Origin of the sequence: Mesorhizobium sp. M0626, from assembly GCF_040320665.1 — a bacterium.
Taxonomy (GTDB): domain Bacteria; phylum Pseudomonadota; class Alphaproteobacteria; order Rhizobiales; family Rhizobiaceae; genus Mesorhizobium.
Genome location: NZ_JAMYQD010000011.1, coordinates 86,484 through 106,202 on the forward strand (window position 1 = coordinate 86,484; position 19,719 = coordinate 106,202).

Here is a 19,719-nt window from a genome sequence, read left to right on the forward strand (position 1 = left end):
GACACGCCGTCACCGCAGCCGCGCCAATTCGCCTCTTGCCGTGCCCGTATGTGCCGCCCTAGAGTCCCAGGCGGGACCAGGGTGCCGTCGCACGCGTGATCAAAGACGGGAGTGTTTGTTGGTGGGTGTCGTTCTCAACATCGAAAACGGTAAGCGGGAACCCGCCTCCATCAAGGATCTCATCGACCTGACAGCAGCCGATATGGGGCGCGTCAACAAACTGATCCTGTCCAAGGCCGGCTCCGACGTCGAGATGATCCCGGAGGTCGCCAATCATCTGATCTCGTCGGGCGGCAAAAGGCTGCGTCCCATGCTGACGCTCGCGGCGGCCCAGATGTTCGGCTATTCCGGCGAGGGCCACGTCAAGCTCGCCACCGCGGTCGAGTTCATGCACACCGCCACGCTGCTCCACGACGACGTCGTCGACGAGAGCGGCATGCGGCGCGGCAAAAAGACTGCCCGCATGATCTGGGGCAACCAGGCGAGCGTGCTGGTCGGCGATTTCCTGCTCGGCCAGGCTTTTCGCATGATGGTCGATGTCGGTTCGCTGGAAGCGCTCGACATCCTGTCCAGCGCCGCCTCGATCATCGCCGAGGGCGAGGTGATGCAGCTGGCGGCAGCCAAGAACCTGGATACCACCGAGGACGAGCATTTCGCCGTCATCAAGGCCAAGACCGCGGCGCTGTTCTCGGCTGCCGCCGAGGTCGGTCCGGTCATCGCATCGGCGACGCGCAACGATCGCGCCGCATTGCGCTCCTACGGCATGAATCTCGGCCTTGCCTTCCAGCTCATCGACGATGCGCTGGATTATGGCGGCTCCAGCCAGGAGCTGGGCAAGAATGTCGGCGACGATTTCCGCGAAGGCAAGGTTACGCTGCCGGTCATCCTCGCCTACCGGCGCGGCACCAAGGCCGAGCGCACCTTCTGGAAGCGCGCCATCGAGGACAATGTCACCGACGATGCCGGCCTGGAAAAGGCGATCGGCCTGATGACCCGCCATGGCGCCATTGCCGACACCATCGGACGGGCCCGCCATTTCGGCGAGATCGCCCGCGACGCGCTGGCGCCGCTGGAGGCGACGCCGCAGAAATCGGCGCTGATCGACGTGATCGACTTCTGCATCAGCCGGGTGAACTGACACGCGCCTGGCGCCAAAGCAAGTTTGCATGCAAAATCGGGCAATCACCGCTCGACAATCGGCAGCAGTGCAAATTATCTATAAAACATGGCAAAGACCGCAGACGACACCATCGCCGTGCGCATCAGCAAGGTGCTGGCGGATCGCATCATATCGGGCGCGATCGAACCCGGCGCCCGGCTGCGGCAGGATCACATCGCCGAGGAATTCCAGACCAGCCATGTCCCGGTGCGCGAAGCCTTCCGGCGCCTGGAGGCGCAAGGGCTGGCGGTCAGTGAGCCCAGGCGGGGCGTGCGCGTCGCCGCTTTCGATCTCGGCGAGGTAAGGGAAGTCGCCGAGATGCGGGCAGCCCTCGAAGTGCTGGCGCTGCGCCATGCCGCGCCGCATCTGACGGCTTCCATTCTCAATCTTGCCGAAGAAGCCACAAAGGCCGGCGACAAATCCCGCGATGTCCGATCTTGGGAGGAGGCCAACCGCACCTTCCACCGGCTGATCCTGGCGCCCTGCGGCATGCCGCGGCTCATCGCCACCATCGACGATTTGCACGCCGCAAGCGCCCGCTTCCTGTTCGCCGCCTGGCGCTCGGAATGGGAAATCCGCACCGACCAGGATCATCGCGCGATCCTGAGCGCGCTGCGGCAGGGCAATACCGAATCGGCCGCCGCCACGCTTGGCCGGCACGTGCAGTGGATCGGCCAGAAACCGGTCAAGACCGCGTCGGGCAAGATGCGCGAAGCGTTTGCCATCGTCGGGTAGGGACGAAGGGACAAGTCGTCGGATTCCGCGCGTAGCGATCCTTCACACCCCCCTCTGTCCTGCCGGACATCTCCCCCGCAAGGGGGGAGATCAACAGCTTTGCCGTTGCGTTAGTCCTGCAACGTCGGCCATTGGCGAAAGCAAAGGCGACATCCGATCTCCCCACTTGCGGGGGAGATGGCCGGCAGGCCAGAGGGGGGTGCTGTCCCGCCAGCCTTTCCAAATGTCCTTTATTCGACACGCAAGCCCAAGCCTTTTTAGGGGTGAGGGTTGCCATTCCCGCGCAAATATGGATTCGATAATAGATTGAACAACAAAATTATCTATAATTTCAAACCAGCTAGGAAGCACCATGACCTACATCGCCTTTTCGCCGTCCAAGCCGTCCTTCAGCCCGTTGCGCCTGCAAACCCGCTCGCATAGCTGGCAGGCCGCGGCCGTCGCCCTCGGTACGCTGTTTCTGGCGCTGTTGTCCCAGATCGAGGTGCCGATGGTGCCGGTGCCGGTCACCATGCAGACCTTCGCCGTGACGCTGGTCGGCGCACTTTATGGCTGGCGGCTTGGCGCCATGACCATCATCGCCTGGCTCGCCGAGGGCGCCGTGGGCTTTCCTGTCCTGTCCGGAGGGGCAGCGGGCGCGTCGTATTTCGTCGGGGCAACGGGCGGTTATCTCTTCGCCTTCCCGGTCGTCGGCGCGCTGGTCGGCTGGCTGGCCGAACGCGGCTGGAACGGCAACCGCGTGCTGCTCGCCTTCGCCGGCATGGTCCTCGGCAACCTCGCCTGCCTGGTTCTCGGCACGGCCTGGCTCGCCGTCATGATCGGCCTCGAACAGGCCATCACCTTCGGCTTCTTGCCCTTCCTCGTCGGCGGCCTGCTGAAATCGGCGCTCGGCGCCGCGACGCTCAAGCTGTTTTCCGGTAAGGCGGACCCGGCAGGAGCATGATCCCGAAAAGTGGAGTCCGGTTTTCGGAAGAGATCATGCTCAAACAAAAAGATGGAGCCCCATCCCGATATCTTCGGGATGGAACAGGCTCCGCAACCGCGTCCTAAGACCGATGACCGTCAGGCTGCGCTCCCACCATCTGCTTTGCCTGCTGACCTATATCGGCGAAGGGTACAGCGCAGCCTTCGTCGCCAACTATGACGTGATCGCGAAACGTCTGGGCCGGGGCGAGGATATTCTGATCGTCTCCGGCCCCGACGACATCTGTCGGCCGCTGCTCGGCGAGGCCGAGCCCCACTGCTTGCGCGAAAGCGCCGCAGGCCGGGACGAGCTGGCAGCACGCGATGTCTGCAAGCTGCTGGCCCGGCCCATCGAGGCGGGCGTCCGTTTCAGCCTCGACGCGGCAACGCTTGCCGCCTTGCGCGCGGCCTTTTCAGCCGGTGTGACGCGTGAGGCCTGCCAGGGTTGCGAGTGGGCCGGCCTGTGCAGCACGATAGCGGCACGCGGATATCGCGATGTCAGGCTGTAGCTCCCAACCCCGATCTGCTATTGTCGGAACCGACAGTGTCTGCGTCGCCATGGTTTGTTAATCGGGTGACCCGATTGTGAATTCGGCCCGGATTGAAGCCTGACCCCAAAAAGGCCATGCTTTGTCAGGAAACATCGAGTCTATGGCTTCTCCGCGCCGACGCGGGATGGCGCTTGGCTGAAAGGGATACGATGCGGCAAGGACGTGCGCGCTGGCTCGCGGGGCTGGCAATTATGGCAGGGATGGCGATTTCTCCATTGCCTGCCTACGCCAAGGAATCGACCGACCCGGTCAAGATCACCTCCTTCTCGGGCGCCTATCTCGCCGCCCGCATCGCCGAAGGCGACAACGACCTCGACAATGCCATCGCTTATTACAAGCAGGCGCTCGCCTTCAATCCCGGCGACACCTCGCTGCAGCAAAGCCTGATGCTGTCGCTGATCGCGCAAGGCCGCTTCGAGGAATCGCTGGTCTATGCCGACAAGCTCAAGGCAGTTCCCGACGTCGAGCGCTTCTCGCGTCTGGCTCTGGCGGTCGATTCCTTCCACAAGAAGGATTTCACCAAGGCGCAGTACTGGCTCAAGCTGTCGCTCGAATCCGATCTCGACCGGCTGATTTCCGGCGTCATGTCCGGCTGGGCACAAGAGGGCGCCGGCGACCCCACCGGGGCGATGGCCTCGATCGACAAACTGCAGGGGCCTGACTGGTTCGGCCTGTTCAAGTCCTTCCACCGCGCGCTGATCGCCGATGCCGCAGGCCTATCGGACAAGGCCGACGCGCTTTATGACGCGACCCTGACCGACGTCACGGCCGGCGGTGCCGCGCCCGAGACATGGATGCGCAACGCCCAGGCCTACGCGTCTTTCCTGGCGCGCAAGGGAAACAAGAACAAGGCGCTCTACGTGCTCGACAAGGCCGAGGCGTTCGCGCCCGGCAAGCTCGACATCCAGGCGCTTCGCGACAGGATCAGCAAGGGCGACAAGATCGAGCCCTTCGTCGCCAGTCCCTCCGAAGGCGCCGCTGAAATCCTGCTCGACCTCGCCATCGCGCTCAATCGCGGCGGCGGCGAGCCGTTCGTGCGCCTCTATCTGCAATATGCGCTCGCGCTCAAGCCCGACAGCGACGCCGCTTTGGTGCAGCTTGCCGCCGTTGCGGAGCAGCTGAAGGACGGCGAAGGCGCCATTGCGCTCTATAGCCGCATTCCAGCCTCCTCGCCGCTGAAGGAGCTTTCCGACCTGCAGCTCGGCCTCAACCTTGCCGATCTCAACCGTCACGACGAGGCTATCGCCCATCTCAAAGCATTCGTCGAAGCTCACCCCGATGACATGCGCGCCTATCTGGCGCTGGGCGGGGTCTATGCCTCGAAAGAGGATTTCCGCTCCGCCGCCACTCTCTACGACAAGGCGGTCGCGGTGCTGAAGACGCCGACCAATGCCAACTGGAACATCTACTATCAGCGCGGCATCGCCTATGAGCGGCTGAAGGAATGGCCGAAGGCCGAACCGAACTTCCTCAAGGCGCTGGAGCTGTTCCCCGACCAGCCGCAGGTGCTGAACTATCTCGGCTATTCCTGGGTCGACATGAACATGAACCTCAAGGAAGGCCTGGCGATGATCCAAAAGGCCGTCGACCTCAGGCCGAGCGACGGCTACATCGTCGATTCGCTGGGCTGGGCCTATTTCCGCATGGGCCGCTTCGACGACGCCGTGCGCGAAATGGAGCGCGCCGTGTCGCTCAAGCCGGAAGATCCGGTGCTCAACGACCATCTCGGCGATGCCTATTGGCGCGTCGGCCGCAAGCTCGAAGCCACTTTCCAGTGGAACCAGGCGCGCGACCTGAAGCCGGATCCCGATGTGCTTGCCATTTTGCAGCAGAAGCTGATGAAGGGCCTGCCGCCGATCGAATCCAACACGGCGCAGGAAACCCCGAAGGTCAAGCCGGCCACCCCGCCAGCGCCGAAGGGGTGATCGGGCCATACTTCTGATGAAACGGGGCTCGCTGAGCCCCGTTTTTGTTTCGGCTTGGCGTCTTAGAGCAATTCCAGGAAAAGTGTGCGCGGTTTTCCGCTCGGAATTGCGACAGAAACAAAGAGAGATAGAGACGCCCTATCGCGATCGTCATTCTATGGCGGAGCAAGGAGCGAAGCGACGCGGCGCAGACCATAGAATCCATGCCGTGACCTTAAGGCGTTGCGAAGGTGCAGAATTCTGCTCCGCTGCGTTCTTCGATCAAGCTCACGGAATGGGCTCCAGGGTCTGCGCGACGCCGCTTCGCGGCTGCTTCGCCCTGGAATGACGAAGTCGGGAAGGCTTTCAGCCAAGACCCAGCGTTGGCGCTCATTCTAGAACAGCTTTCGGTAGACGACGAACCCCGAGAGATCGCCGATCTTGTCGTAGAGGTTCATCGCCGTGTGGTTGGTTTCGTGTGTCAGCCAGTAGACGCGGCTGGAGCCTGCGGTTTGCGCCCTGGTATAGACGTCTTCGATCAGTGCCCGGCCGACGCCCTTGCCGCGCGACGCCTCATTGGTGAAGAGATCCTGCAGATAGCAGTTCGGCGAAATCGCCGTCGTGGTGCGGTGGTAGAGATAGTGGACAAGGCCGAGAAGCTTGCCTTCGCTCTCGGCGACCAGCGCATGCATCGGCTCATAGGCATCGAAGAAGCGCGACCATGTCATTGCAGTGATGTCACCGGGCAAGGCGGTCTCGCCCGAGCGGCCGTAAAACGCATTGTAGCCGTCCCACAGCGGCAGCCATTGCTCGTAATCCTCTCGGGTGACGGGGCGTACGGTGAACTGGCCTTGCATGGCTGAACCTTTGTCGTTGAAGCTGGGCGAGCAAACGGCCACCGGCACCGTCCGGCAATGGGCCAGTTCGAAGCAAAGCGTTCAACCTCTCATCAAGGCGGCGATAGGCGCTGCCTTGACGCCTACCGGCCCGGCAACTAGGGAATGGCATCATTTCAGCGCTTTCCGAGGCCGCCGTGACGTCAGACAGTCCAGCCCATATGCATCCCAGCCGCTCGTTCCAGGGGCTGATCCTGACCCTGCACAATTACTGGGCCGCCTATGGCTGCGTCATCCTGCAGCCTTACGACATGGAAGTCGGCGCCGGCACCTTCCATCCGGCCACCACGCTGCGCGCGCTCGGGCCCAAGGGCTGGAACGCCGCCTACGTCCAGCCCTCGCGCCGGCCCAAGGACGGCCGCTACGGCGAAAACCCCAACCGGCTGCAGCATTATTACCAGTACCAGGTGATCCTGAAGCCCAACCCGCCGAACCTGCAGGAACTCTATCTCGGCTCGCTCAAGGCGATCGGCGTCGATCCGTTGCTGCACGACATTCGCTTCGTCGAGGACGACTGGGCAAGCCCGACGCTTGGCGCCTGGGGGCTCGGCTGGGAGTGCTGGTGCGACGGCATGGAAGTGTCGCAGTTCACCTATTTCCAGCAGGTCTGCGGCATCGAATGCGCGCCGGTGGCGGGAGAACTGACCTACGGCCTGGAGCGGCTGGCCATGTATGTGCAGGGCGTCGACAATGTCTACGACCTCAACTTCAATGGCCGAGAAGGCGCCGAAAAAGTCACCTATGGCGATGTCTTCCTGCAGGCCGAGCAGGAATATTCCAGGCACAATTTCGAATATGCCAACACCGCCATGCTGCTCAGGCATTTCGAGGACGCCGAAGCCGAATGCAAGGCGCTGCTCGCGGCCGGCGCCCCGGCTTCGAACGACAATCTGCCGATGCACCGCATGGTCTTCCCGGCCTATGACCAGTGCATCAAGGCCAGCCACGTCTTCAACCTGCTCGACGCGCGCGGCGTGATTTCGGTAACCGAGCGGCAGAGCTACATCCTGCGGGTGCGCAATCTGGCGAAAGCCTGCGGCGAGGCATTTTTGCAGACCCAGGCCGGCGGGCTCGCCGCCTGAGGTTCAGGCTCACTTCATCATTTCGGGGGAAATGTTGATTGGCGCCGAGAACTGGCCAGACGATCCCGCCATGGTCCGGCGCTGAGCGCGATGATCTGGAGAAGTCTCGATGCCGTTTTCATGGTCGTTCAGCCAATAGGTCCCTGCCTGAGCGTTGGTCGCTTCAGCGCTGCGTTTGGTTCATGGAAATCTTTGATCCAAGGACGGGCGGGCTGGTTGCGGCCCGACAGGGGCGGTCAAAATTCCTGGAAACAGCGGTCAGCCGAGTTGCTATGCCCTCTTACCTCCCCCTAGATGGGGGAGGTCGCCGCGAAGCGGCGGGTGGGGGTGACAGCGCGACGTTCCATGCCAAAACTCGATCGATTCAAGCTGCAGTCTGCGCAAAGGCTTCGCGCGGCGATGACCGACGAGGAACGCATCCTGTGGCGGCATCTGTGGCGCATTCCAGTAGAAGGCACTCATTTTCGCAGGCAGGCGTCGGTAGGCGTTTACTTCCCTGATTTCATCTCCCACCGGCTGAAGCTGATCATTGAGGTGGACGGTGCCCATCACAGCTTCGATGACCAGCTGCGCCATGACGAGCGTCGAACGAAATGGTTCGAGAGCCAAGGCTACCGCGTCATTCGCTTCTGGAACCATGAAATCAAAAACGAACTGGATTCCGTGCTCGATACGATCTATGCGGCGGTGGAAGAACGAAAATCACACCTGCGTTTGCGCGATGGTGCCGAAGGTATCGGCGGCTGAGAGGTCGCCACCCCACCCCGGCGCTACGCGCCGACCCTCCCCATCAAGGGGAGGGTGGGAGCTTAACCATGCCAGACCTGCTCTTAGAACTTCGCTCCGAGGAAATCCCCGCCCGTATGCAGCGCAAGGCGGCGGGCGATCTCAGGAAGATGCTGACCGACGGTCTGGTCGAGGCGGGTCTGACCTATGACGCCGCGCGCGAATACTGGACGCCGCGGCGCCTGGCGCTCGATGTCAGGGGCCTGACCGCGCGCTCGAAGGATATCCACGAGGAGATCAAGGGGCCGTCGACGACGGCGCCGGAACAGGCGGTGCAGGGTTTTCTGCGCAAGGCAGGCCTTGCCTCGGTTGCCGAGGCGCATGTTCATTCCGATCCGAAGAAGGGCGATTTCTACGTCGCCCATATTTCGAAGCCGGGCAGGGCGGCGGAAGAAATCATCGCCGAACTGGTGCCGGCCATCATTCGCGGCTTCCCCTGGCCGACATCGATGCGCTGGGGGCCGGCTTCGGCCAAGCCCGGTTCGCTACGCTGGGTGCGGCCGCTGCAGACGATTCTGTGCACCTTCGGCCCGGAGACCGAGGAGCCGGTGGTGGTCGATTTCGAGATCGATGGCATCCGCTCGGGCAATATCACCTACGGCCATCGTTTCATGGCGCCGGGAGAAATCACCGTGCGCCGCTTCGACGATTACGTGACCAAGCTGGAAGCGGCCAAGGTCGTGCTCGATGGCGACCGCCGCAAGGAGATCATCCTTGCCGACGCCCGCAACCTCGCCTTCGCCAACGGGCTCGATCTGGTCGAGGACGAAGGGTTGTTGGAAGAAGTGTCGGGCCTGGTCGAATGGCCGGTGGTGCTGATGGGCGAATTCGAGCAGGCCTTTCTTGCCATACCGCCAGAAGTGGTCCGGCTGACCATCCGCGCCAATCAGAAATGCTTTGTCACCCGGCCGCAGGGCGACGGCGAAAACCTCTCCAACCGCTTCATCCTCACCGCCAACATCGAGGCCAAGGACGGCGGCAAGGAGGTCGCGCACGGCAACGGCAAGGTGGTGCGTGCCCGCCTGTCGGACGCGCTGTATTTCTGGAAGACCGACCAGGGCGATCTGCCGGATCTGGAGCAGCTCGAGGCGTCGGCGAAGAAATTCGGGCTCGATCTGAAAAAGCCGCTCGACCAGCACATGGCCCGTCTCGACCATCTCAATGTCACCTTTCACGCCAAGCTCGGTACGCAAGGCGATCGGGTGGAGCGGATCAAGCGGCTGGCGCAGGAGCTGGCGCCAACAGTGGCGCAGTCGATCTCCCCCCTTGAGGGGGAGATGGCCGGCAGGCCAGAGGGGGTCGCTTCGGCTGCCGCGACGCCGTCCGATCTCTCGAAGAAAGAGGGAGTTGGCACTCCACGCGAGACGACCCCCTCTGTCGCCTTCGGCGACATCTCCCCCTCAAGGGGGGAGATTACCGCGCTCGCCGCTCGCGCCGCGGTGCTGGCCAAGGCTGATCTCACGACAGAAGCAGTGGGCGAGTTTCCGGAACTGCAAGGCGCAATGGGCCGCAAATACGCGCTGCTGCAGGGTGAGCATCCGTCCGTGGCTGCGGCGATCGAGGAGCACTACAAACCGCAAGGTCCGTCGGATAGCGTGCCGACCAATCCGGTGTCGATTGCCGTCGCGCTGGCCGACAAAATCGATACGCTGGTCGGCTTCTGGGTCATTGATGAAAAGCCGACGGGGTCGAAGGACCCTTACGCGCTGAGAAGGGCCGCACTGGGCGTGGTGAGAATCCTGATCGAGAATGGGATCTCACTGCCGCTGACATCGCTCTTCGATAGTGCCTATCAAACGGCGCGTTATCTCGCGTCCAAGGCTGGACGGGCCTTTGGCCCCGACCTCCTCGCCTTCTTCCACGACCGCCTGAAAGTCTATCTCCGCGACCAGGGCGCTCGGCATGATCTCATTGACGCCGTGCTGGCAGGTGGTGGAAGCGCGCCAATCTCCCCCATTATGGGGGCGGCGAAGCCGACAAAGGGGGGCGCTGTCCCGCCGACCTCTCATTCTGGCGCGCCCCCCTCTGCCCTGCCGGGCATCTCCCCCACAAGGGGGGAGATCGGCCAATCGCAGTCGGACGACCTCCTGCAGATCGTGCGTCGCGTCGAAGCTCTGGGGTCCTTCCTCGACACCGAGGACGGCAAGAACCTGCTCGCCGGCGCCAAGCGGGCGGCCAACATTCTGGCTGCCGAGGAGAAGAAGAAAACGCTCGTCGCCGAGACTGTTGAGCCGGCGCTGTTTCGCGAGGAGGCCGAGAAATCGCTGTTTGCAGCGGTGAATCAGGCGGAGAGAGAAGCCGGCGAAGCGATTCAAAACGAAGACTTTTCCGCCGCCATGCTGGCGCTTAGCGTGCTGCGCGAACCGGTTGATTCATTCTTTGAACGTGTTCTCGTGAATGATGAGGACCAGGCCGTGCGCGCCAACCGTCTGGCATTGCTCGCCCGCATCCGCACGGCCACCGACCAGGTGGCTGATTTCTCCAGAATAGCTGGCTAGCTAAGGGACGGACAAGCCCGAACACGGGCGGCGTTCACACGCCGCCCGTCTTGTTTTCAGTCCTCCCGAGGCTGACTCCGTCAGTCCTCCAAAATGCTGACATGCACGCTGTCTGAATAGACGTCGACCTGGATCAGCGGCTCGCCATTGACGATGGCGTTCCGTGTCGAGGAGCTCATCGCGCCACCGCGCTTCAGCATGCGTTCCAGATACGCGCGATCATCGTTGCTGCGGAACCAGTCATCGCCCTGGTCGTCGGCATCGCGCCGGTGGAACTTGTGCCAGTTGGCACGGTCCTGCCGCACCATCTGTGCTGCGCTGCTCAGCTCATAGCCGTCGCTGGCATGGTGGTCGCGATCGGAAATGCGCGCGACGTAGGACCCTAGCTCGTCACCGGCCTGCGCGCCGCCGACACCTATAGGTGACGCCAGCAACAGGCCGGCAATAGTCAAAGATTTCGTCATGTTCATGATAACCCCTCGCTCTCCTAGAACCCGGCGCGCTCATGCCAAACCCGATTGGCGAAATTGGGGCCGCCGCCGCCAAGCCGATCCTGCGCCGGGGCGTCGATCGGCGTCAAGCGGCATGGATCGGCCGACTGTCTTGGCCGACTGTTTTGGCTGAATGGCCTACTCGGCTTTGCCGACGCCCTCGATCGGCTGCTGCGGTGTTGCCGGCTGCGGCGCTGCCGGTTGCGACTCGGGCTTGCCGTTCGATGCCGTTGCAGTTCCGGCTGGTGCGGTCTCTGCCGTCGGCTCAGTCGCCGGCGCCGCGGCGCTCGCCCTGGCGGGAGCCGGCGCGGCTAAGGCGCCGCCGACGATGCCGCCGCGAATGATCATCGGGTCCTGGCCGTGCCTAGGCTTTTCGGGGATCGCCGCGACCTTTTCATAAGTCACATCGGGCTGGGCATCGCCGAGTGCGACGATCGATGGCGACGAGGCGATCCTGACCGGTTCGGATCCGCCAACCTTGATGACCGATGGCGTCGAGGTCGAGACGCCGAGAAAGACGATCGACGAGGCGTGCGCCCCACCGGTCATCGCCGCCAGGGTGAAACCAAGCGCTCCAAGCACACGCATCGACATCGAAACCGTCCCCTTGCCCGACAAGCCGCCAGCCCTAACCGCAAATAGCCTTAACCCCAGTGGATTGATGCCGGCTTGCAGGGAAACGTAGCATTTTAGGCATTGATAATTCGCCAACGCCGGCTTGCCCGAAAACCACTGCCGTATTAGAGCAATTCCAGGAAAAGTGAGTAGCGGTTTTCCGTCCGGAATTGCGCAAAAACAAATACTTAGAGCGTTTCAGCGAACCGCTGAACCGCTCTAATGCATGTCGCTCAAAAGTGGCCCCGGTTTTGAGAGAACGACATGCATCAAAACAAAGACCTAAAGCGCGTCGCATGAATCCGGTTCAGCGCGACGCGCTTTAGGTCCGGTGCCTGTGAGGTGAAGCGAGTGGCTGAGATACTATCCGTCGGCGAAGCGATGGAGCAGGCGTTGGCGCTGCTTGAGGGCGGCGACGTCGTCGCCATCCCGACGGAGACCGTCTATGGACTGGCCAGCGACGCGACCAATGGCGTCGGCGTCGCCCGCATTTTCGAAGCCAAGGGCCGGCCGCGCTTCAACCCGCTGATCGCCCATGTCGCCGATCTGGCGATGGCCGAGCGCATTGCGATCTTCGACCCGCTTTCGAAGCGGCTGGCCGAGGCGTTCTGGCCGGGGCCGCTGACGCTGGTGCTGCCGCTCCGACCCGGCAACGGCATCCATCCGCTGGTCACCGCCGGGCTCGATACGATCGCGCTGCGCATGCCGAGGGGGTTCGGCGGCGAGCTGATCGCCAGACTCGGCCGGCCGTTGGCCGCGCCCAGCGCGAACTCTTCGGGCAAGATCAGCGCCACGACGGCGCAAGCCGTCGCGGCCGATCTCGGCGCCAAAATCCAGCTGGTGGTCGATGGCGGCGCCACCCCGGTCGGGCTGGAATCGACCATCGTCAAGGTCGAAGGCAACAGCGTGCGGCTGCTGAGGCCAGGCGGCATCGCTGCCGCCGATATCGAGGCCGTCACCGGCATTAAGCTGCAGCGCGGCGCGACTGCCGGCATCGAGGCGCCCGGCATGCTGGCGTCGCATTATGCGCCGCGCGCATCGGTGCGGCTCGATGCACAGAGTGTGGCTGAAGGCGAGGCCTTGCTGGCCTTTGGTGGCGACCGCGCCGAAGGCTGGCAAGCGGCGGCCGCCTTGCGCAACCTCTCCGCGTCAGGCGATTTGCGCGAAGCCGCAAGCAATCTGTTCGCGTATTTGCAGGAACTCGACCGCAGCGGTGCGGCGACGATCGCCGTCGAGCCGATCCCGTTCGATGGGCTCGGCGAGGCGATCAACGATCGGCTGTTTCGTGCCGCTGCCCCCCGTGACAAGCTCGATTGAGCGCCATAGTTTGCGCCCATGAACGACGCACCCTTCGACCTCGATCCCGCTCTCATCGCCCGCTTCGCGGCAATCGTCGGCGACAAATATGCGCTGCGCGACCAGGCCGATATTGCGCCGTATCTGACCGAGCGGCGCGGCCTATGGCACGGCAGGACCGCCTTGGTGCTGCGTCCCGGCAGCGTCGACGAGATCAGCCGGATCATGCGCCTGGCGAGCGAGACGGGAACGCCGGTCGTGCCGCAAAGCGGCAACACCGGGCTGGTCGGCGCCCAGGTGCCGGATGCCTCCGGCCGCGAGATCGTGCTTTCTTTGTCGCGGCTGAACCGCATTCGCGAGATCGACGTCTTCTCGAACACGGTGACCGTCGAAGCCGGCGTCATCCTGCAGACGCTGCAGGAAGCCGCCGACGCCGCCGACCGGCTGTTTCCGCTGTCGCTTGCCGCGCAGGGCTCCTGCCAAATCGGCGGCAACCTCTCGTCCAATGCCGGCGGCACCGGCGTGCTCGCCTATGGCAATGCGCGCGAACTCTGCCTCGGCGTCGAAGTGGTGCTGCCGACCGGCGAAATCTTCGACGATCTGCGCAAACTGAAGAAGGACAACACCGGTTACGATCTGAAGAACCTGTTCGTCGGCGCCGAAGGCACGCTCGGCATCATCACCGCGGCGGTGCTGAAACTGTTTCCCAAGCCCAAGGGGCGCGAAGTGGCCTTTGCCGGCCTGTCGTCGCCGGAAGCAGCGCTTTCGCTGTTCAGCCTGGCGATGGACCGGGCAGGGGCGGCACTCACCGCCTTCGAGCTGATCGGCCAGCGTCCTTATGATTTCACGCTGCGCCATGCGCAGGGCGTCACGCGGCCGCTGGCGCAGGATTGGCCATGGTATGTGTTGATGCAGGTGTCGTCGGGCCGTTCGGCCGAGGACGCGAGGGGGCTGATCGAAGAAGTGCTGTCGACAGGCCTCCAGCAAGGCATCGTCGGCGACGCGGTGATCGCGGCCAGCCTGGCGCAGGGCGACGCGTTCTGGAACTTCCGCGAGGTGCTGCCGGATTCGCAAAAGCCCGAAGGCGCTTCGATCAAGCATGATATTTCGGTACCGGTGGCATCCATCCCGGCGTTTATCGAAAAGGCGGCCGGTGCAGTGGCTTCGGTCAGTCCGCAGGCGCGCGTGGTCTGCTTCGGCCATATGGGCGACGGCAATCTCCACTACAACATCTCCCGGCCGGAGGGCGGTGACGACGAAGCGTTTCTCGGCCTCTACCACGCCATGAACCATGCCGTGCACGATGTCGTGCGCTCCTTCCACGGCTCGATCTCGGCCGAGCACGGCATCGGCCAGTTGAAGCGCGACGAGCTGATCGCCACCGCGCCGCCAATGGCGATCGAGCTGATGCGCCGGGTGAAGGCCGTCTTCGATCCGGCCGGCATCATGAATCCCGGTAAGGTTATCTGATCCTTTCAACATTTTGTGGCTGGTCTCATTCCGATAACCATTGCCTGAGATCAGCAAAATTTAACTGACTTTCTTAAGCCGCGCGGCAGAAGCTCGCGCTAATGTTTCACACAACGAGGCCGGGAAAACCGGCCCGGAGAGACCCGCAAAACGGCTCTCAGGAGAAACACAGGAAGGCAGCAGATGAACAGTGTATTGAAGCCCGTCTGGGCCGGGCGCAACATGCGCCTCGACCCATTCCGCCTGCCGCAAGTGGTGAGCTATGCCACGCGCGACGACTATGGCGACGTTACCTTCACCATCGACCAGCGCGGCGCCGTCATCCGCCGCACGCTCGAGATGAGCGGCGTGCCGGCGATCATCGCGCTGCCCGCCAACGCGTTTCGCGGCGTCGCCGCCCGCGCGATGGAGGATGCGCAAGGCAATGTCACGGTAACCCTCGAACTCCTGCACAACGACCCGATGCTGTCGGTGCCGCTGCTGGTGGCCGACGATCTCGACGACGTCGCCGCCGACTGGCGCGCCTGGGCCGATGCTTACCGGCTGCAGATGCTGCTGATCGAATCCGACGGCATTGCCCGCACGCTTGAGGAATCGCTCGGCGCCGCCATCAAGGCGCTGCCGGCCAAGGATCGCCGCAAGGGCCGGGTCTCGACCACGCGCCGCCCGCGCTTCCTCGCCCGCCGCAGGGCCGGCAATCTCGGGCTGAGACTGGTGATCGACGGCCAGGAGATTATTTCGCGGGAGTAGCTTGACCGGCGATTGGCGAAACCGCCGACGACAGCCTTCTTCTCCCCGTCACTATACGGGGGTTGAGGAGCGGTCCGCGTAGCGGACGAAAAGCCAATTGCTTGGCTTTTCGAGTGACCAACGCCCTGCAGGGCGATGAGGGGCGGCGCTGACCGAGGCATTTCTCGCAATATCGCCGCTGTGCATCTCACCTCAACTGCAAAGATTGGCGCTGCCCCTCATCCGGCTGCCGCCACCTTCTCCCCGTGTAGTGACGGGGAGAAGGAGATTAAACCAGCGGCTTTAGCGCCACCCACAGCGCACCGCCGATCAGGCCGATGAAGATCAACCAGCCGACCTGGTTGTTGGATTTGAACAGCCGCAGGCATTGATCGGGATCGTCGATATCCAGAACCGCTATCTGCCGCGCCATATGGGCGCCGGCGGCGATCAGCCCGGCCAGCGCCACCACCGGCACCTGCGCCGAGGCGAAGGCGATGGCGAAGCAGACCAGCGTGCCGCCATAAAGCCCGACCAGCCAGGTCTTGGTGTTGTCGCCGAATAGCCGCGCCGTCGAGCGCACGCCGACGATTGCGTCGTCTTCCTTGTCCTGATGTGCATAGATGGTGTCGTAGCCGATCACCCACAGGATCGAGCCGATATAGAGCATGATGGCCGGGCCATCGAGATCGCCGAACTCGACCGCCCAGCCCATCAGCGCACCCCAGGAGAAGGCGAGCCCGAGCACCAATTGCGGCCAGTTGGTGAAGCGCTTCATGAAGGGATAGACGGCAACGATGACCAGCGAGACGATGCCGAGCGGAATGGCGAAGTCGTTGAACTGCAGCAGCACGACGAGGCCCAGCAAGGCCTGGATGACCAGGAACGCCCAGGCTTGGCGGCGCGTCACCTTGCCGGCCGGCAATGGCCGCGAGCGCGTGCGCTCGACCTTGTTGTCGATGTCCTGGTCGACAATGTCGTTATAGGTGCAGCCGGCGCCACGCATGGCGACGGCGCCGACAAAGAACAGGAACAGGAACCACGGCGACGGCAGCAATGTGAGCAACGGGTCTGCCGGGCGGGGATAGGCGCTGGCCGCAAGCGCTGCCGACCACCAGCAGGGCCACAGCAGCAATTGCCAGCCGATCGGCCGGTCCCAGCGCGCAAGCTGCGCGTAAGGCCACAGCCAGCGCGGCAATATCTTGTAGACCCAATGGCCGCTCGGCGCGTCGGCGACGCGGCCCTGTGCGGCTTTCGACTGGATGGTTTCCATCGTGCTGGAGTGGCAGCAGCGGCGTGCGCCGTCAAGCGGCCGCATTGTCGCTCAGGCGGTGAAAATATCGTGGCTGGCAAACCATTCCTTCGCCACCTCCGTGAAGGCCAGCGCCGCCTTCGACAGCCTTTGCCTTGTGTCATGGGTGAGGATGATGCGCTGCATCGGCAGCGGATCGGACAGCGGCTTGCAGACCAGCGGCAGCCCGTCATAACTCCTGTCGCCATAAGGCCTGGTGTAGCTCACCGCGACGCCGAAGCCGTTGGCGACCATGCTGCGCTGCAGTTCGAACGAACTCGCCGTCGATTGCGAGACCGGCGACAGGCCGCGGCTGAGGAACAGGTCCAGCATATGCTGCCAGCTGTGCGGCTGGTCGGTGGTGATCAAGGGATGGGTCGCCAGCTCCGCCAGGCTGACGCTGGCCTGGCTGGCCAGCGCGTGGCCTTGCGGCAGAAGCGCGTGTGGCCGCAGCTCATGCAGCAGGATGCGGGCGAAGTGCGAGGGCAGGCCGAGATCGTAGGTCAGGCCGAGATCGATTGCCGCATCGCCGAGCCGCCGGCCGAGCGTCTCGAAGGTCTCGTCGCGGACCACCACGGTGACCGCCGGGCAGCGTTGCGAAAAAGCGCGGATCAGCGCCGGCGCGAAATAAGGCGCCAGATCCTCGAAACAGCCGAGCACAAGTTCGCCCCCGACATCGGCGTCGCGCGTCCCGAGCCCAACCAGTTCGTCCGCTTCGGCCAGCACCTGCTTTGCCTTCGCCACCGCGCTGCGGCCGAACGAGGTCAGCGCGATGCCGCTGCCGCGCTGGCGCACGAACAGTTTCTGGCCGAGCGTCGCTTCGACATTGTCGATCGCCACCGAGATCGAGGGCTGCGAGACGTTCAGCATCCGGGCGGCCACGGTGACGCTGCCGTGACGGGCAACAGTGACGAGGTAGCGCAACTGGGTGAGGGTCAGGTTCATAGGGTAAAGCTATAAGAGGGATGAGAAGTTATTATTTTACGCGATGTGCGGCGGCCGCGATAGTCGGTCATCGAAACAGGAGAGACATGACATGGCCGCCAGACATATCGATGCCGCAGCGATTGCCGACTACCAGCGCGACGGCGCGGTCTGCATACGCGGCGCCTTCAAGGACTGGGTCGGCACCATCGCCGCCGGCATCGAGCGCAACATGCAAAACCGCAGCGCCGCGGCGTCGGACATCGCCAACGGCAAGGGCAGCTTCTTCGACGATTACTGCAACTGGGAGCGCATTCCCGAATTCGTCGACGTGGTGCGCAATTCCCCGGCCGCGGAACTCGCGGCAGCGGCGATGCAGTCGCGCAGCGCCCAGTTCTTCCACGACCATGTGCTGGTCAAGGAACCGGGCACGCAAAAGCCGACGCCCTGGCACCAGGACATCCCGTATTACTTCGTCGATGGCACCCAGACCGTCAGCTTCTGGATCCCGATCGATCCGGTCAAGGAAGCGACGCTGCGGCTGATCGCCGGCTCGCACAAATGGGACAAGATGATCCTGCCGGTGCGCTGGCTCGATGACAGCAATTTCTATGCCGGCGAGGGCGACTACCTCCCCGTGCCGGATCCAGACAAGGACCCGTCGCTGAAGGTGCTCGAATGGGAGATGGAGCCGGGCGACGCCATCCTGTTCGACTTCCGCACCGCGCATGGTGCGCGCGGCAATCCGACCGCGGCGCGTCGCCGGGCGCTGTCGCTGCGCTGGGTCGGCGACGATGCGCGCTATGTCGAGCGCCCCGGCCGTACCTCGCCGCCCTATCCCGGCCATGACATGAAGCCCGGCCAGAAACTGCGCGAGGACTGGTTCCCGGTCGTCTTCCAGAGCTGATACCGGCCGGGGACGCCGTGCTCTCGGCGCGACGTCCCGTGCGCAACCGGTATGGCGCAAGGTAAAACTCTTGACCCGCGCCGCCCGGGGCAATAGCGCAGTCCCTGTCGTGAAATGACAAGGGACATCGGCATGCGCGTTTTGTTGATCGGCTCCGGCGGCCGCGAACATGCCTTGGCCTGGAAGATCGCGGCCTCGCCGCTTTTGACCAAGCTCTATGCCGCGCCCGGCAATCCGGGCGTCGCCCGCGAGGCCGAACTGGTCAAGCTCAACATTAGCGACCATGCCGCTGTCGCAACCTTCTGCAAGGACAATGCGATCGACCTCGTCGTCGTCGGGCCGGAAGGGCCGCTGGTCGCCGGCATTGCCGACGACCTGCGCGGCGAGGGCATCCGCGTCTTCGGCCCGTCGAAGCGGGCAGCGCGGCTCGAAGGCTCGAAAGGTTTTACCAAGGACCTTTGCGCCAAATACGGCATCCCGACCGCCGCCTATGGCCGCTTCACCGAACTGGCTGCGGCCAAGGCTTACGTCGAAAAGGTGGGAGCGCCGATCGTCATCAAGGCCGACGGGCTCGCTGCCGGCAAGGGCGTCACCATCGCCATGACGCTGGACGAGGCGCGCGCCGCCCTCGATGCTTGTTTCGACGGCGCATTCGGTGACGCCGGTGCCGAGGTCGTGGTCGAGGAATTCATGACCGGCGAGGAGGCGAGTTTCTTCTGCCTGTGCGACGGCACGACCGCACTTCCCTTCGGCACCGCGCAGGACCACAAGCGCGTCGGCGATGGCGATACCGGCCCCAACACCGGCGGCATGGGCGCCTATTCGCCGGCGCCGGTGATGAGCCCCGAAATGGTAGAGCGCACCATGCGCGAGATCGTCGAGCCGACCATGCGCGGCATGGCCGAGCTTGGCGCGCCGTTCGCCGGTATTCTGTTTGCCGGGCTGATGATCACCGACAAGGGGCCGAAGCTGATCGAATACAACACCCGCTTCGGCGATCCCGAGTGTCAGGTGCTGATGATGCGGCTGAAGGACGATCTGCTGGTGCTGCTCAACGCCGCCGTCGACGGCCAGTTGGCGCACAGTTCGATCCGCTGGCGCGACGATGCCGCGCTGACCGTGGTGATGGCGGCACAGGGCTATCCCGGGACGCCGGAAAAAGGCTCGGTCATTCGGGGTCTCGACGAAGCCGCTGGCGAAGGCGTTGAGATTTTCCATGCCGGCACTGCCATCAACGGCGGCGCGCTGGTCGCCAATGGCGGCCGCGTGCTCAACGTCACGGCATCAGGCAAGACGGTGGGCGAAGCGCAAAGCCGCGCTTACGCCGCGCTCGACCGTATCGACTGGCCGCAAGGCTTCTTCCGCCGCGACATAGGCTGGCAGGCGGTGGCGCGGGAAAAGGCCAGCGCCGCCACATAAGCC

18 protein-coding genes are annotated in these 19,719 nt (G+C 63.8%); 13 read left to right on the forward strand and 5 right to left on the reverse strand.

What is annotated here, in order from left to right; translation table 11 throughout:
- Window positions 1-121 precede the first annotated feature (121 nt).
- The 5 genes from NKI37_RS15610 (at window position 122) to NKI37_RS15630 (ending at window position 5,333) form a co-directional block, all read left to right on the forward strand.
- Window positions 122-1,138: a polyprenyl synthetase family protein gene (locus NKI37_RS15610; protein WP_023668471.1), complete on the forward strand. Its 1,017-nt coding sequence runs from the start codon at window positions 122-124 to the stop codon at window positions 1,136-1,138.
- Window positions 1,139-1,225: 87 nt separating this feature from the next.
- Window positions 1,226-1,894: a GntR family transcriptional regulator gene (locus tag NKI37_RS15615; protein WP_023687112.1), complete on the forward strand. Its 669-nt coding sequence runs from the start codon at window positions 1,226-1,228 to the stop codon at window positions 1,892-1,894.
- 352 nt (window positions 1,895-2,246) lie between these two features.
- Window positions 2,247-2,837 carry a biotin transporter BioY gene (locus NKI37_RS15620; protein ID WP_023668469.1) on the forward strand — a complete coding sequence of 197 codons (591 nt, stop codon included), beginning with the start codon at window positions 2,247-2,249 and terminating at the stop codon, window positions 2,835-2,837.
- Window positions 2,838-2,949: 112 nt separating this feature from the next.
- Window positions 2,950-3,366, forward strand: a complete 417-nt coding sequence (locus NKI37_RS15625) for a DUF1284 domain-containing protein (RefSeq protein WP_352791160.1) — start codon at window positions 2,950-2,952, stop codon at window positions 3,364-3,366.
- Window positions 3,367-3,557: 191 nt separating this feature from the next.
- Window positions 3,558-5,333: a tetratricopeptide repeat protein gene (locus NKI37_RS15630; protein ID WP_023692102.1), complete on the forward strand. Its 1,776-nt coding sequence runs from the start codon at window positions 3,558-3,560 to the stop codon at window positions 5,331-5,333.
- 374 nt (window positions 5,334-5,707) lie between these two features.
- Here the strand turns inward: NKI37_RS15630 and NKI37_RS15635 are convergent, their stop codons facing one another.
- Window positions 5,708-6,169, reverse strand: coding sequence for a GNAT family N-acetyltransferase (locus NKI37_RS15635; RefSeq protein ID WP_352791158.1), 462 nt, complete (start codon window positions 6,167-6,169; stop codon window positions 5,708-5,710).
- Window positions 6,170-6,345: 176 nt separating this feature from the next.
- On the opposite strand from NKI37_RS15635, the gene NKI37_RS15640 reads away from it, so the two are divergent.
- From NKI37_RS15640 to glyS, 3 genes are all read left to right on the forward strand, one after another.
- Complete coding sequence (locus tag NKI37_RS15640; protein WP_023687115.1) at window positions 6,346-7,290, forward strand: glycine--tRNA ligase subunit alpha; 945 nt, start codon at window positions 6,346-6,348, stop codon at window positions 7,288-7,290.
- Window positions 7,291-7,635: 345 nt separating this feature from the next.
- Window positions 7,636-8,037: an endonuclease domain-containing protein gene (locus NKI37_RS15645; RefSeq protein ID WP_023692101.1), complete on the forward strand. Its 402-nt coding sequence runs from the start codon at window positions 7,636-7,638 to the stop codon at window positions 8,035-8,037.
- Between the two features lie 68 nt (window positions 8,038-8,105).
- Window positions 8,106-10,574, forward strand: coding sequence for a glycine--tRNA ligase subunit beta (gene glyS / locus NKI37_RS15650; protein ID WP_352791156.1), 2,469 nt, complete (start codon window positions 8,106-8,108; stop codon window positions 10,572-10,574).
- 80 nt (window positions 10,575-10,654) lie between these two features.
- Here the strand turns inward: glyS and NKI37_RS15655 are convergent, their stop codons facing one another.
- Together NKI37_RS15655 and NKI37_RS15660 are read right to left on the reverse strand one after the other, a co-directional pair.
- Window positions 10,655-11,044: a hypothetical protein gene (locus NKI37_RS15655; RefSeq protein WP_023668461.1), complete on the reverse strand. Its 390-nt coding sequence runs from the start codon at window positions 11,042-11,044 to the stop codon at window positions 10,655-10,657.
- Between the two features lie 159 nt (window positions 11,045-11,203).
- Window positions 11,204-11,659: a hypothetical protein gene (locus NKI37_RS15660; RefSeq protein WP_352794493.1), complete on the reverse strand. Its 456-nt coding sequence runs from the start codon at window positions 11,657-11,659 to the stop codon at window positions 11,204-11,206.
- Window positions 11,660-12,031: 372 nt separating this feature from the next.
- On the opposite strand from NKI37_RS15660, the gene NKI37_RS15665 reads away from it, so the two are divergent.
- From NKI37_RS15665 to NKI37_RS15675, 3 genes are all read left to right on the forward strand, one after another.
- Window positions 12,032-12,997 carry an L-threonylcarbamoyladenylate synthase gene (locus NKI37_RS15665; protein ID WP_023709889.1) on the forward strand — a complete coding sequence of 322 codons (966 nt, stop codon included), beginning with the start codon at window positions 12,032-12,034 and terminating at the stop codon, window positions 12,995-12,997.
- 18 nt (window positions 12,998-13,015) lie between these two features.
- A complete protein-coding gene (locus tag NKI37_RS15670; protein ID WP_352791152.1) occupies window positions 13,016-14,446 on the forward strand; it encodes an FAD-binding oxidoreductase in 1,431 nt (476 codons plus the stop codon).
- A gap of 183 nt (window positions 14,447-14,629) precedes the next feature.
- On the forward strand, window positions 14,630-15,196 hold the full coding sequence (locus NKI37_RS15675) for a DUF6101 family protein (protein ID WP_023668457.1): 567 nt from the start codon (window positions 14,630-14,632) through the stop codon (window positions 15,194-15,196).
- Between the two features lie 268 nt (window positions 15,197-15,464).
- Here the strand turns inward: NKI37_RS15675 and ubiA are convergent, their stop codons facing one another.
- Both ubiA and NKI37_RS15685 read right to left on the reverse strand, forming a co-directional pair.
- A complete protein-coding gene (gene ubiA / locus NKI37_RS15680; protein WP_023706640.1) occupies window positions 15,465-16,448 on the reverse strand; it encodes a 4-hydroxybenzoate octaprenyltransferase in 984 nt (327 codons plus the stop codon).
- A gap of 51 nt (window positions 16,449-16,499) precedes the next feature.
- Complete coding sequence (locus tag NKI37_RS15685) at window positions 16,500-17,411, reverse strand: LysR family transcriptional regulator (RefSeq protein WP_023687123.1); 912 nt, start codon at window positions 17,409-17,411, stop codon at window positions 16,500-16,502.
- Window positions 17,412-17,502: 91 nt separating this feature from the next.
- On the opposite strand from NKI37_RS15685, the gene NKI37_RS15690 reads away from it, so the two are divergent.
- On the forward strand, window positions 17,503-18,297 hold the full coding sequence (locus NKI37_RS15690; RefSeq protein ID WP_023692095.1) for a phytanoyl-CoA dioxygenase family protein: 795 nt from the start codon (window positions 17,503-17,505) through the stop codon (window positions 18,295-18,297).
- Between the two features lie 132 nt (window positions 18,298-18,429).
- On the forward strand, window positions 18,430-19,716 hold the full coding sequence (purD, locus tag NKI37_RS15695) for a phosphoribosylamine--glycine ligase (protein ID WP_023738478.1): 1,287 nt from the start codon (window positions 18,430-18,432) through the stop codon (window positions 19,714-19,716).
- Window positions 19,717-19,719: the final 3 nt, after the last annotated feature.